This is a genomic window from Rhodanobacter sp. OR92 (genome assembly GCF_000427545.1).
Classification (GTDB): domain Bacteria; phylum Pseudomonadota; class Gammaproteobacteria; order Xanthomonadales; family Rhodanobacteraceae; genus Rhodanobacter; species Rhodanobacter denitrificans.
The window spans coordinates 21,311-33,499 of record NZ_ATYF01000001.1; the positions used below are offsets into that span (position 1 = coordinate 21,311).

General features: G+C 69.4%; 13 protein-coding genes. 6 read left to right on the top strand and 7 right to left on the bottom strand.

The features are described from left to right. Positions 1 to 136 precede the first annotated feature (136 nt). From RHOOR92_RS0100120 to RHOOR92_RS0100130, 3 genes are all read right to left on the bottom strand, one after another. Positions 137 to 1,519, bottom strand: coding sequence for a GGDEF domain-containing protein (locus tag RHOOR92_RS0100120; RefSeq protein ID WP_037114610.1), 1,383 nt, complete (start codon positions 1,517 to 1,519; stop codon positions 137 to 139). A gap of 150 nt (positions 1,520 to 1,669) precedes the next feature. Next, positions 1,670 to 2,095: an organic hydroperoxide resistance protein gene (locus tag RHOOR92_RS0100125; RefSeq protein ID WP_015448116.1), complete on the bottom strand. Its 426-nt coding sequence runs from the start codon at positions 2,093 to 2,095 to the stop codon at positions 1,670 to 1,672. A 95-nt stretch (positions 2,096 to 2,190) separates the two neighbouring features. Continuing rightward, on the bottom strand, positions 2,191 to 2,658 hold the full coding sequence (locus RHOOR92_RS0100130; protein WP_027485697.1) for a MarR family transcriptional regulator: 468 nt from the start codon (positions 2,656 to 2,658) through the stop codon (positions 2,191 to 2,193). Between the two features lie 856 nt (positions 2,659 to 3,514). Here RHOOR92_RS0100130 and RHOOR92_RS0100140 point away from each other — a divergent pair. Further along, positions 3,515 to 3,802, top strand: coding sequence for an asparaginase domain-containing protein (locus RHOOR92_RS0100140; protein WP_027489257.1), 288 nt, complete (start codon positions 3,515 to 3,517; stop codon positions 3,800 to 3,802). Between the two features lie 169 nt (positions 3,803 to 3,971). Here the strand turns inward: RHOOR92_RS0100140 and RHOOR92_RS0100150 are convergent, their stop codons facing one another. After that, positions 3,972 to 4,511: a lipocalin family protein gene (locus RHOOR92_RS0100150; RefSeq protein ID WP_007509229.1), complete on the bottom strand. Its 540-nt coding sequence runs from the start codon at positions 4,509 to 4,511 to the stop codon at positions 3,972 to 3,974. A 66-nt stretch (positions 4,512 to 4,577) separates the two neighbouring features. Then, positions 4,578 to 6,218 (bottom strand): Na+/H+ antiporter, encoded by a 1,641-nt coding sequence (locus RHOOR92_RS0100155; protein WP_007509227.1) that lies wholly within the window; start codon positions 6,216 to 6,218, stop codon positions 4,578 to 4,580. Positions 6,219 to 6,352: 134 nt separating this feature from the next. Here RHOOR92_RS0100155 and RHOOR92_RS0100160 point away from each other — a divergent pair, with 134 nt between their 5' ends. Both RHOOR92_RS0100160 and RHOOR92_RS0100165 read left to right on the top strand, forming a co-directional pair. Next, positions 6,353 to 7,279 (top strand): ABC transporter ATP-binding protein, encoded by a 927-nt coding sequence (locus RHOOR92_RS0100160; RefSeq protein WP_027489258.1) that lies wholly within the window; start codon positions 6,353 to 6,355, stop codon positions 7,277 to 7,279. Beyond that, on the top strand, positions 7,276 to 8,037 hold the full coding sequence (locus tag RHOOR92_RS0100165) for an ABC transporter permease (protein ID WP_027489259.1): 762 nt from the start codon (positions 7,276 to 7,278) through the stop codon (positions 8,035 to 8,037). Before RHOOR92_RS0100160 ends, RHOOR92_RS0100165 begins: the two co-directional genes overlap by 4 nt. An 8-nt stretch (positions 8,038 to 8,045) precedes the next feature. Here RHOOR92_RS0100165 and RHOOR92_RS0100170 read toward each other — a convergent pair whose 3' ends face one another. Continuing rightward, a complete protein-coding gene (locus RHOOR92_RS0100170; protein WP_027485703.1) occupies positions 8,046 to 8,543 on the bottom strand; it encodes a hypothetical protein in 498 nt (165 codons plus the stop codon). A 266-nt stretch (positions 8,544 to 8,809) separates the two neighbouring features. Here RHOOR92_RS0100170 and RHOOR92_RS0100175 point away from each other — a divergent pair, with 266 nt between their 5' ends. The 3 genes from RHOOR92_RS0100175 to RHOOR92_RS0100185 all read left to right on the top strand — a co-directional run bounded on the left by RHOOR92_RS0100175 (position 8,810) and on the right by RHOOR92_RS0100185 (position 11,731). Beyond that, a complete protein-coding gene (locus RHOOR92_RS0100175; protein ID WP_027489260.1) occupies positions 8,810 to 9,661 on the top strand; it encodes a DUF3014 domain-containing protein in 852 nt (283 codons plus the stop codon). Between the two features lie 213 nt (positions 9,662 to 9,874). Further along, a complete protein-coding gene (locus tag RHOOR92_RS0100180; protein ID WP_027489261.1) occupies positions 9,875 to 10,987 on the top strand; it encodes an HD domain-containing phosphohydrolase in 1,113 nt (370 codons plus the stop codon). Between the two features lie 111 nt (positions 10,988 to 11,098). Beyond that, positions 11,099 to 11,731: a 2'-5' RNA ligase family protein gene (locus RHOOR92_RS0100185; protein WP_027489262.1), complete on the top strand. Its 633-nt coding sequence runs from the start codon at positions 11,099 to 11,101 to the stop codon at positions 11,729 to 11,731. Here the strand turns inward: RHOOR92_RS0100185 and RHOOR92_RS0100190 are convergent. After that, positions 11,722 to 12,177 (bottom strand): cupin domain-containing protein, encoded by a 456-nt coding sequence (locus tag RHOOR92_RS0100190; protein WP_027489263.1) that lies wholly within the window; start codon positions 12,175 to 12,177, stop codon positions 11,722 to 11,724. The two genes, RHOOR92_RS0100185 and RHOOR92_RS0100190, sit on opposite strands and share 10 nt — an antisense overlap. Positions 12,178 to 12,189 lie beyond the last annotated feature (12 nt).

Below are 12,189 nucleotides of genomic sequence, written 5' to 3' on the forward strand. Positions count from 1 at the left end.
CGTCATGGCAGCTCGACCTTCGCTTCGGTGGCGGGGAAACGGCGCGGGCGGGCGGGTGACGCCGCCGCGGCCGCGGTGCGCGCATGAGCCTAGCAGCAGGGCGGAACCGGCGGCTACCGGCGAGCGCCGCGGATTGCTATGGCGTGCCGCTTATCCGCGCCTGGTCGCCGCCCTGCCGCTTGGCGTCGTACATCGCGTCGTCGGCGCGCCGCAGCAGCTGCCGGGCGTCCTCGCCGTGGGCCGGATAGAGCGCGATGCCGATGCTCGCCGACACCTGCAGCCGGCCGCCGGCCAGCTCGAACGGCTGCCGCAGGGCGGCGCCGATCTTGGCGGCGACCGCGACCGCATGATCGGCGTGGCCGGCGTCGTTGAGCAGCACCACGAATTCGTCGCCGCCGATGCGACCGACCGTGTCCGATTCGCGCACGCAGTGGCGGATGCGTGCCGCCACCTCGCGCAGCAGCAGGTCGCCGACGTCGTGGCCGCGGTGGTCGTTGACCGGCTTGAACCGGTCCAGGTCGAGGTACAGCACGGCCAGCTGCTGCCGGTCGCGGCGGGCCCTGGCCAGCGCGGTGCGCAGCCGGTCGTGGAACAGGCCGCGGTTCGGCAGGCTGGTGAGCTGGTCGTGTTGGGCCAGGTATTGCAGCCGGGTCGCGCTCTTCTTGCGTTCGATCGCCGCGGCGATCTGGGTGGAGACGAACTGCAGCAGCGCCTTGTCCTGCTCGTTGTAGCGCAGCTCGCCGGAGTAGCTCTGCACCACCAGCGCGCCGATCACGCCCTGCGGCCCGCCGAGCGGCACGCCAAGCCACTCCAGCGAATCGCGGCCGACGATCGGGCGCACCCGCGGCGGCAGTTCCATCCGGGCCTCCGGCGTCAGCAGCAGCGCCTGTCCGCTGCGGATCACCTCGCTGCTGAGCGTGCCGGAATCCAGGCTCTGCGTCGGCGGTGGCGGGTCGTGTTCGTCGACGAAGTAGGGGAAGCTCAGCTCGTCCTTGTCCGCGTCGTACAGGGCCACGAAGAAATTGTTGGCCGGCAGCAGTTCGCCGACGATGCGGTGGATGTGCCGGAACAGCTCCAGCAGGTCCTCCGCCGAGTGCGCCGCCTCGGAAATGGCATGCAGGGCCGCCTGCATCCGCTCGGCGTGCTTGAGCTCGGTGACGTCGCGCGCCACCGCGATCCGCACGCGATCCGCCTCCGACCAGCGCGCCGACCACATGATGTGGATGACCCGGCCGTCCTTGCGCACGTAGCGGTTCTGGAAATGCGGCTTGGGCTGGCCGGCCATGATCTCGTCCGCCGCCTGCAGGGTGCGCTCGCGGTCATCGGGATGGACCAGCCCGATCATCGGCCGCCCGATGACCTCTTCCGGCGCGTAGCCGAAGATGTGCTCGAAGGCGGCGCTGACGAAGAGGTAGCGGCCCTGGACGTCCACCACGCAGATCGCGTCGAGCAGGAGATCCATCACGCTGCTGAAGGTGAGGCCGGCGCCCGGCTCCGGCGGGGAAGGCGGTTGGTTCATGCGTATCTGTTCGAGCGTGATGCCGGGGGCGGTGATGCCGGTTCGAAGCTTATCCGGAATCCGCGCGGGAAATGTCTACGTGCCCCGGCACCACGCGCGGCAGTCGTTCGCGCCTTGGCCGCCTCTGGCGGCCGGCCAAGGCGCGGGCGCTCAGGCGATGGTCAGCGTGACGTCGATGTTGTTGCGGGTGGCGTTGGAGTACGGACACACGATATGCGCCTTCTGCACCAGCGCTTCGGCCTCGGCCCGAGGCAGGCCGGGGATCGAGATGGTCAGTTCGACCTCGATGCCGAAGCCGGTGGGGATCGGGCCGATGCCGACTTGGCCGGTCACCCGGGTATCGGCCGGCAGTTGCAGCTTCTGCTGGGCCGCCACGAACTTCATCGCGCCGAGGAAGCAGGCCGAGTAGCCGGCGGCGAACAGCTGTTCCGGGTTGGTGCCGTCGCCGCCGGCGCCGCCGAGTTCCTTCGGCGTGGTCAGCCGGACGTCGAGCACGTTGTCGGACGAGGTCGCGCGGCCGTCGCGGCCGCCGGTGGCCGTGGCTTTGGAGCGATACAGGACTTTTTCAATGGACATGGTGTGTCTCCTTCTTGGGGGTTGCGGGGTATTCCGATATGCATAGCTGGCTATGAAATAGCGCGCTATGTTTCTGCACAAATGGGATACGCGAGTCAGGCGGCATCGGACAGCTTGCCGCGAAGTGCCTGCAATTCCCGCTTCAGGTGCAGCAATTGGTCCGGCGTGCAGCGGGTGGCGCAGAACACCGACTCCTGCACCTTGCCGGCCTTCGCCTGCAGCGCCTTGCCGCGCGCGGTCAGTGAGACCACCACATGGCGCTCGTCGTCGCGCGAGCGCAGCCGCGTCACCCATCCCGCCGTCTCCAGCCGCTTCAGCAGCGGGGTGAGCGTGGCCGAGTCGAGGAACAGCCGCTCGCCGATTTCCGACACGCTGAGGCTTTCGTGCTCCCACAGCACCATCATTGCCAGGTATTGCGGGTAAGTGAGATCCAGCGGCTTGAGCAGCTTGCGGTAGACCTTGTTCATCGCCAGGCCGGCCGAGTACAGGGCGAAGCACAGCTGCGCGTCCAGCCGGGGCGTGGAGTCTGCGGCAGGCGTCGGCGATGTGCGGGGGGAGCTCATGGTCGCGCAATTTACATAGCGCGCAATTCAATTGCAAGCTATTTTCATCGAAAGGCTTCCGACACGGGCCGGTGGCGCCGCATCGCTCATGATGGCGCGGCACGGCTCACGCGAGGGCAAATGATGTCCAGGCCGATCCCGTGGGCTTTGGCCCTGGCGCCGGTCATGGTGTTGCCGGCGCACCGGCGACAGGATGGCGATAGCCGCCGAAGCCACCGAGGCCCCGGCGTGAACCTGCGGATGACCGCCCTTGCGACGCTGGGCGCCGCCTTCACGATGCTGGCCGGCGGCAACCAACGTGCCGGCGAAAGACACCTCCGGCACATCGCCGCGCGAAGCGTTCGGCGCAGTCGACGCGTTGTTCGCGGCAAAGGCCGGGCATGACGTGGGCGCCTCGCGCCGGCTGATCCTGCCTGGCGCCCGTTTCGTGATGGTGCGGCCCGACGGCAGGGTGGGGATCGAGCCAGACGCCGGCTACCTGGCGGCGCAGGGCAAGCAAAGAAGCGTTCCGCGAGCGCATCTGGGCTGCGCAGGTGACGGTGCAGGGCAACCTCGCCCGGGTCTGGCGCCTGCGATTTCCACTGCGACGGCAAGCTGTCCCCTTGCGGCATCGACGGCTTCAGCCTGGTGCGCGGCAGCCACGGCTGGCGCATCGTCGGGGTCAGCTGGATCGTGCAGAAGCTGGGCTGCGCGCCAGGCCTGCGGGGCAAGGTGAAGTGGCCGGCCGTCTACGCGGGAGCTTCGCCACGCGCCGGCGCACTCTTTGACAAGGCCTGCTTGTCGGGTTACCTGTGCGGCTTCTGCAAGCGGGGCGCTGCGTGATGGTGTGCTTCGCCAATACCTGACAGGGTGGGACATGCGCCGAGTGACACTGCTTGCCTGCGGGGGAACGATTGCCGGCCACGCCGACGCGGTCGGCCGTTTTCGTCCGACGGGCCATGCCGCCGAACTGCTGGTGGGGGTGCAGCTGCCAGCGGGGATCGAAGTCACCGCGACCGACGCGCTTACCGTGCCGAGCCGCGCGATGTCGCTGGTCAACGTGCTGCAGCTGGTCGAGCGCGTCGAGGCGCTCGCCGCCGGTGCGCAGCCGCCGGACGGCGTGGTGATCAGCCAGGGCACCGACACGCTGGAGGAAACCGCCTAGCTGTTCGCGCTGATGTGCGGCGCGCGCTTGCCGGTGGGCAACCTGTCGCCGCTCGAGGCGCGCCTGCGCCTGATCGTGGGCCTGGGGCTCGGGTTGGCGCCAGCGGCGATCTTTCCGCTCGACTGAGGCGCGGGCTGCGTTCGCCGGTTTTTCGTGATGCGCCCGGCGATCAATCCAGCGGTGCGGTCATGATCAGCTGGTCGACCGCGTAGCCGCGCTGGCGCGAGTGTTCCTTGAGGGTCTGGAACAGCGCGCGATCCATCGTGGGGCGGCGCGAGAGTATCCACAGGTGCTTGCGCCCGGGGCTGCCGATCACGGCCCACCGGTAGCCGGCGTCCACCTCGATCACCCAGTAGTCGGCCCACGCCATCGGCAGCCAGGTCAGCCAGGCGGGCGCGAAGCGCACTTCCAGCGCCGCCGGCTGGTCGTCCTTCATCCGCGCCACGCCATCGACGGACATCCGGCCTTTGCTGGTGCGGCAGGTGTTGTGGACGTGGACGGTGCCGTCGGGGTTCGGCGTGTAGGTGGCGACGACGGCGTCCAGACACTTGCGCTCGAAGTACATCGGCAGGCGCGCGATCTCGTGCCACTGGCCGGCGTAGCGATGCAGGTCCAGCGACGGCACCGGCCGGTTCGGCAGGCTGGCGGCGGCAGCGGGCCAGGCAATGGCCAGGGCCGCGGTGGTCAGCAGCCGGTGCAACAGGTGCATGGTCGGGCTCCGTGGCTCGTGCGTGGCGTGGACAGGACGAAGGATCGCGGAACCCTCGCGCGTGGTCTAGCGGTAACGCGCTTCCTGCAGGTCGATCTCGCGCACCAGCCGGCGCGAGACCTCGTCGGAAATCTGGTAGTGGCGCGCCAGTTCGAAGATCGCCTCGCGCTGGCCCTGCAGCGCGGCCAGGCGCAGCTCGCGTTCAGCGGCGTCGGCCTTGCGCAGCTGCCGCGCCTCGTCCTCTCCGGAGGCGTCCTCGTCCAGCCAGTGCTGGTACAGCGCGATCACCCGGGTGGCTGCGCTGGTGTAGGTGTCGACTTCGCTGGCCGGAGCCCTTTCCAGCAGTTCGTGCTGGGTCTTCTCGACGGCGGCGATCGCCGCGGTGGCGGCGGCGCGGCGGGCCAGGTTTTCTTCGCGCTGCACCGCCGGTTCCGGCGGCAATTCCAGCCCCTTCAGCAGTGGCGGCAGGCCGATGCTGGCGGCCAGCAACGACAGCAGGATCACCGCGGTGGCGAGGAAGATCGCCAGTTCGCGCGCGGGGAAGGGCGTGCCGTCGGGCAGCAGCAGCGGCAGCGTCATCACGCCGGCCAGGGTGATCGCGCCGCGCACGCCGGCCAGCGAGGTGGCCAGCAGCAACCGCCAGTGCAGCCGGCTCACGGGGTGGCCGCGATGGCGCGCCTTGAGCACGTTCAGGCGCAGCGAGATCCAGGCCCAGGCCAGGCGCAGCAGCGCCAGCCCGACGTTGATCGCCAGCGCGTACACCAGCAGCCACCACGGGTTGCGATGGCCGCTCTGCGCCACCGACGCCACCGCGCCCTGCAGGCTGGCGGGTAGTTGCTCGCCCAGCAGCACGAACATGATGCCGTTCAGGGCGAACTGCACCGTGTTCCACACCGCCGTGCGCTGCACCCGCGTGGTCGCCAGCAGGCGGCCGCTGAGTTCGACGTAGCTCATGGTGATGCCCGCCGCGACCGCGGCGAGGATGCCGGAAGCATGCACCTGCTCGGCGAGCAGGTAGGCACCGAACGGGATCAGCAGGCTGATCAGGATCGGCGAGCCGGCCTCCTGGCCGAAGTGCCGCGACAGCCAGCGCTGCGCGAAGCTCACCGCCACGGTGAACGCCACGCCGACGCCGAGCCCGACCAGCGCCACCCACAGGAAGGTCAGCGACGCGGACAGCAGCGAAAACCCACCGGTCACCGCCGCCGCCACGGCGAAGCGGAAGCAGACCAGGCCGGTGGCGTCGTTGAGCAGCGATTCGCCTTCGAGGATGTGCATCAGCCGCCTCGGGATCGGCACGCGCGCGGTGATCGACGACACTGCCACCGGATCGGTCGGCGACACGATCGCCGCCAGCGCGAACGCCACCGCCAGCGGCATCGCCGGGATCAGCCAATGGATCAGGAAGCCGGCGCCGAGCACGGTGGCCACCACCAGGCCCAGCGCCAGCGCCAGGATCGCGCCGCGGTCGCGCAACAGGCCGTCCTTGGGGATGCGCCAGCCGTCGAGGAACAGCAGCGGCGGCAGGAACAGCAGGAAGAAGATGTCCGGGTCGAGCGCCACGCCGTGCTTGAACACGCCGGCGATCACCGCGCCCAGCCCGATCTGCACCAGCGGCAGCGGCAGCGAGAACGGCAGCATGCGGACCAGGTAGCCGCTGCCGACCACGGCCAGCAGCATGGCCAACGCTACTTCGATCGAGTTCATGAGGTGTTCCGGGCGCGCTGGTGACCTTAGCAACACGGTGGCCGCTGCGTCGAGCGGCGCGGCGACGACATGCCAACGGCGACATGGCATACCATCGACGCTCCGCGCGACCGATCCGTTCCCCAGGAGATCGCATGCAGCCGATCATCACCGTTCGCCAGCTCGGCAAGACCTACGCCTCCGGATTCCAGGCGCTGAAGCGGATCGACCTGGAGATCCGTCGCGGCGAGATCTTCGCCCTGCTCGGCCCCAATGGCGCCGGCAAGACCACCCTGATCAGCATCATCTGCGGCATCGTCAATCCCAGCGAGGGCAGCGTGCTGGCCGACGGCCACGACGTCGTGCGGGACTACCGCGCGGCACGCACGAAGATCGGCCTGGTGCCGCAGGAGCTGACCACCGACGCGTTCGAGACGGTGTGGAACACGGTCAGCTTCAGCCGCGGCCTGTTCGGCAAGGCGGCGAACCCGGCGCACATCGAGAAAGTGCTGAAGGATCTCTCGCTGTGGGAGAAGCGCAACGACAGGCTGATCACTTTGTCCGGCGGCATGAAGCGGCGCGTGATGATCGCCAAGGCGCTGTCGCACGAGCCGCAGATCCTGTTCCTGGACGAGCCCACCGCGGGCGTCGACGTGGAACTGCGCCGCGACATGTGGGCGATGGTGCGCGCGCTGCGCGCCAGCGGCGTCACCATCATCCTGACCACCCATTACATCGAGGAGGCCGAGGAGATGGCCGACCGGATCGGGGTGATCCACAAGGGCGAGCTGATCCTGGTCGAGGACAAGGCCGAGCTGATGAACAAGCTCGGCCGCAAGCAGCTGACCCTGCACCTGCAGAACCCGCTGCAAGCCATCCCCGCCGCACTGGCTGGCTACCCGCTGGCGCTGTCGGACGATCGCCGGCAACTGGTCTACACCTTCGACGCGCAGGGCGAGCACACCGGCATCGACGTGTTGCTGCGCCGGCTCGGCGAGGCGGGCATCGACTTCAAGGACCTGCAGACCCGGCAGAGTTCGCTGGAGGACATCTTCGTCAGCCTGCTGAGGGAACGCGCATGAACATCTATGCGATCCGCGCGATCTACCGTTTCGAGATGGCGCGCGCCTGGCGCACCCTGCTGCAGAGCATCGTCTCGCCGGTGATCTCCACCTCGCTGTACTTCGTGGTGTTCGGTGCGGCGATCGGCTCGCACATGAACGGCATCGACGGGGTCAGCTACGGCGCCTTCATCGTGCCGGGACTGATCATGCTGTCGCTGCTGACGCAGAGCATCTCCAACGCGTCGTTCGGCATCTACTTCCCGAAGTTCGTCGGCACGATCTACGAGATCCTGTCGGCGCCGGTGTCGCCATTCGAGATCGTCGCCGGCTACGTCGGTGCGGCAGCGAGCAAGTCGATCATCCTCGGCCTGATCATCCTGGTCACCGCGCGGCTGTTCGTGCCGTTCCAGATCGAGCATCCGCTGTGGATGCTGGCGTTCCTGCTGCTCACCGCGGCGACCTTCAGCCTGTTCGGCTTCATCATCGGCATCTGGGCGGACAACTTCGAGAAGCTGCAGCTGGTGCCGCTGCTGGTGGTGACGCCGCTGACCTTCCTCGGCGGCAGCTTCTATTCGATCCACATGCTGCCGCCGTTCTGGCAGAAGGTCACCCTGTTCAATCCGGTGGTGTACCTGATCAGCGGTTTCCGCTGGAGTTTCTACGGCGTCGCCGACGTCGGCGTGGGCGTCAGCGTGGGCATGACCCTGGTGTTTCTCGCGATCTGCCTGGCCGCAGTGTGGTGGATCTTCCGCAGCGGCTACCGGCTGAAGGCTTGAGCGGATTGTCAGGTCAGCACGGTATGCGCGTGGAACGGCAGCGGCGTGGCACCGGTGCGCGCCACCGCGGGCTCGGCCACGCCGAGCTGGTCCTTGCTGGCGTCGATCACCACCAGGATGCGGCCGGCGGCGATCTCGTCCTTGAACCGGCGGCTGACCACGTCGGGCACCTCGAAGCCGACCATCTCGCCGATGCAGGTGCCGAACGCGGCGCCGGCGACGGTCATCGCCGCGGCACCGGCCAGCGTCACGCCCAGCGGCGGCACGGCGGCCGCGGCCAGCCCGAGCAGCAGGCCGGTACCGCCGCCGCAGACGCCGCCGCGCACGGCGGCGGGGTAGAAATCGTTGCGGCCCTGCATCAGGTGGTCGGGGATCTTCTCCAGCTCGATGTCCTCGCGGGCGACCAGCGAGATGTCGCCGTCGTCGACGCCGGCGGCGCGGGCCGCCGCCATCGCGGCGCGTGCCGCGGTCAGGTCGGGCGTGCTGAATACGCATCGGGTTTTCATGGGGCGTACCTCCACCTCCGGCATGGCGCCCGCCGCGCGGATGGCGCCGATCGGCCCGGGATATCCGCATGGGCGAGGCGAGTTTGCGCGGTTCATCGTTTAGCGTTTGTGGCGTTGTCGCGGCGTGACCTGGTTGTTATCGCCGGCCGCGGCGGCAGCGCCGGTCCGGCCAGCTGCTAGGGTAAGTCGTGCCGGCGCGAACAGCCGTGATGAACGAATCGCGCACGGGCCAGTCAATAACGGACACTCGACGCAAGGGAGTCATCGTGGGCAAGCAGACATCGACAGGCGGCTGGATCGTGGCGGTGGTCGTGGTGGCGGCCGTCGTGGGGGCGGGGGCCTATCTCGCGCGCAAGGCCATGCACGCCGGTGCACCACCACCGGTGGTACCGGCAAGCTCGGCATCGGCTGCCGCGCCGCCGGTCGAGCCGGCGATCCGGCATCCGATCGAACAGGCGCAGGTCGCGCCCGCAACGGCTTCGACCAGCGCCTTGCCGGCGCTGGACGACAGCGACGCCGGCGTGGCCGCCGCGCTCGCTGCGCTGGGTGGTGGCGACGTGTCCGCGTTGCTGGTGCCACAGCAGATCATTGCCCGTCTCGTGGCGACCGTCGATGCGCTGCCGCGCCACGACGGGCTGGCCGCGTTCACGCTGCCGGCGCGGGTGCCGAAGGGCGCTTTCGCGGTCGACGAGGCCGGCAGCGCCACGCTGCTTGGTGAACGGAACTACGCACGCTATGCGCCGTATATGCCGGTCGTCGACGCCGTCGATCCGCAGGCGCTGGTGGCCTGGTACGTGCACGCCTATCCGCTGTTCCAGCAGGCCTATCGGCAGCTGGGTTATCCGACGGGCTATTTCAACGATCGCCTGGTGGTGGCGATCGACGACCTGCTGGCCGCGCCGGAGCCGGCCACGCCGCTGGCCGTGGTGCGTTCGAAGGCATTCTATGTCTATGTCGATCCCGCACTGGAAGCGCGCTCGACCGGGCAGAAGCTGCTGTTGCGTGTGGGGCCGGCCAACGAGGTGAAGATCAAGGCCAAGCTGCGTGCGATCCGCACGGCGCTGACCGGTCAGACGCTGCCGGTCGCGCCGACCGCGGCGAACGCCGCCGGCGACTGATGGCTCCGCGGGAACCGGCGCGGATCTGCGCCGGTTGGGGGTAACCGGTCTTCGGCTCAAGTTTCCGTGCGCCCGGCCGATCTGCCATGTACGGGACCGCGGGGCCTGCGGGCGGTGTGCGGGGGCGCACTGCGGGAACGATGGGGTTCGGGAGCGGCGCCGCCAGGCCATCGCCCCGTCCGACGGCTTTCCGGTCGGTTCGCGAGGTTCGATGTGCCCAGGCGCCTTATCCATCCGTCGGAACTGCAGGTGGGCCAGCCGTTGCCGTGCAATGCCTACGACGGCAAGGGCACGTTGCTGCTGTGCGAGGGGCACGTGATCACCAGCGACGGGCAGATCGAGAAGCTGATGCGGCAGGCGCTGATGGCGGACGCGCGCCCCGGCGTTTCCGCGAAGGAGCCAGCCAGGGCCTCACCGCTGGCGCTGGTGCTCGCGGTCCGACGGCATCTGCAGGCACTGCTCGACGCGCCGTCGCCGGCGGATTTTCCTGCGCAGGTGTCGCGCATGGCCGGCATGCTGCGACGCGCCTGCAGGCTGAACGCGGACGTGGCGCTGGCCTCGATCCTGATGCGCCGCGAGGGTCTCTACAGCATCCGCCACGCCGTCAACGTGGCGGTTGCCTGCCAGATCGCGGGAGCGGCGATGCAGCTGGCTCCGGCGGAGCTGGCGGCGACGACGGCGGCGGCGTTGACGATGAATATCGGCATGTTCCAGCTGCAGCAGCAGTTGCAGGCCCAGGGCGGGCCTCTCACCGACGCACAGCGGGCCGCGGTCCGTGGCCATTGCGAACGCAGCGTCGCGCTGCTGCGCGGGCACGGGGTGACCGATGCCCTGTGGCTGGACATCGTGCGGGATCACCACGAGCGCCCCGACGGCAGCGGCTATCCCGCCGGCAAGGCGGGCGACGCGATCGGCCTGCCGGCCCAGCTGCTGTCCCTGGCGGACGTGTACTGCGCACGGGTGGCCTGCCGCGATTCGCGCCCGGCGATGCCGCCGAATGTGGCGCTGCGCTGGCTGTTCCTGAACGAAGGCGCGACCATGGACGAGCATCTGGCGGCGCGGTTCATCAAGGCGCTGGGCGTGTATCCCCCCGGCACCGGCGTGCGCCTGTACAACGGCAGCATCGCCGTGGTCACCCAGCGCGGCGCGACCGGGCACATGCCGAAGGTGGCCTCGATCACCACCCGCGACGGTCTGCGCGTCGGCGTGCCGATACGCCGGCGCGGCGACGAGCCGGCCCATGCGGTCAGCGCGGTGGTCGACCTCGATGAGCTGCAGTTGGCGGTGGGCATGGAGGCATTGTGGGGCGCGGACGGCGTCGAGTGAAGCCGCCGGCGATGCATTGACGCCGCGGTGGGCCTGCTGTGGCATCCTCGTCGGCCACGCGGGCAGGATGTCGATTCCGCCCGGCCACGCCTTTCACGCCCGGCACGCGCCATGACCACGCGAACGCATTCCCCCGGCCCGTTGCAGGCCGATCTGCTCGGCGGCGACGCAGGCGGATCCGTGCCGATGCATCGCCTGTTCCTCGCGTTGCTGCCGGATGCGGCGACGCGTGCGCGGCTGGCACAGGCAGCGGCCGCGCTCAAGGCCGGCCAGCCGGACCTGCGCGCGCGCTGGGTGAACCCTGCGCGCTACCACGCCACGCTGCATTTTCTGGGCGACCATGCGCTGCTGCGGCAGGCTGTGGTCGACGCGGCGATGACCGCCGCGCGCGGGCTGCGCATGGCGCCGTTCGCCTGGGTGCTGCACGAGGCCGCCAGCTTCCAGGGCCGGCAACCGCCGTGCATCCTGCGCAGCGCGAGCGTGCCCGAACCGCTGCAACGCCTGTGGCATGACCTGCGCCGTGCGCTCGTGCTGGCTGGGCAGGGGCGCCATGTCGCACGCCACTTCACCCCGCATGTCACCATCGCCTACAGCCAGGGCGCGCGGCTGGCCAGCACGCCGATCACGCCCGTGACATGGCCGGTCGAACGGTTCGCGCTGGTTCACGGCGTGGTTGGTCAGCCGGACTACCAGGTGCTGGCAGAATGGCCGCTGCAGGACGACAGCGCTGGAGTTCAGGCGTAGGGTGTTCCGTCCTTGTGCGAGAAACGGTCCGCGCCGCGTTCCAGATGCAGGTCGATGTCGGGATAGGTGCAGGTGTCCTCGTTCGAGCGCGAGCCGACCTCCAGGTAGACGGCCATCCCTGCGCTGCGATTGATCAGGTGATGGCCGTCGGCGACGTTGCGCGGAAACGCCGCACAGTCGCCGGCGCGCAGCAACTGTTCGCCGGCGTCGCTGACCAGCACCAGCTCGCCCGCCAGCACGTAGACGAATTCGTCCTCGTGCGAATGCCAGTGGCGCTGGCTGGACCAGGCACCGGCCGGCAAGTGGGTGAGGTTGACGCCGAAGTCGGTCAGGCCGCCGGCGTCGCCCAGCGCCTGCTTGCGGCGTTCGCCGGCGAACGCTGCATAAGGCGGCGGATAGCCGGAGCCCTTGCGTTCCGGGACGGTAGCTATATCGATTTTTGGCATGACGGGTTCCTT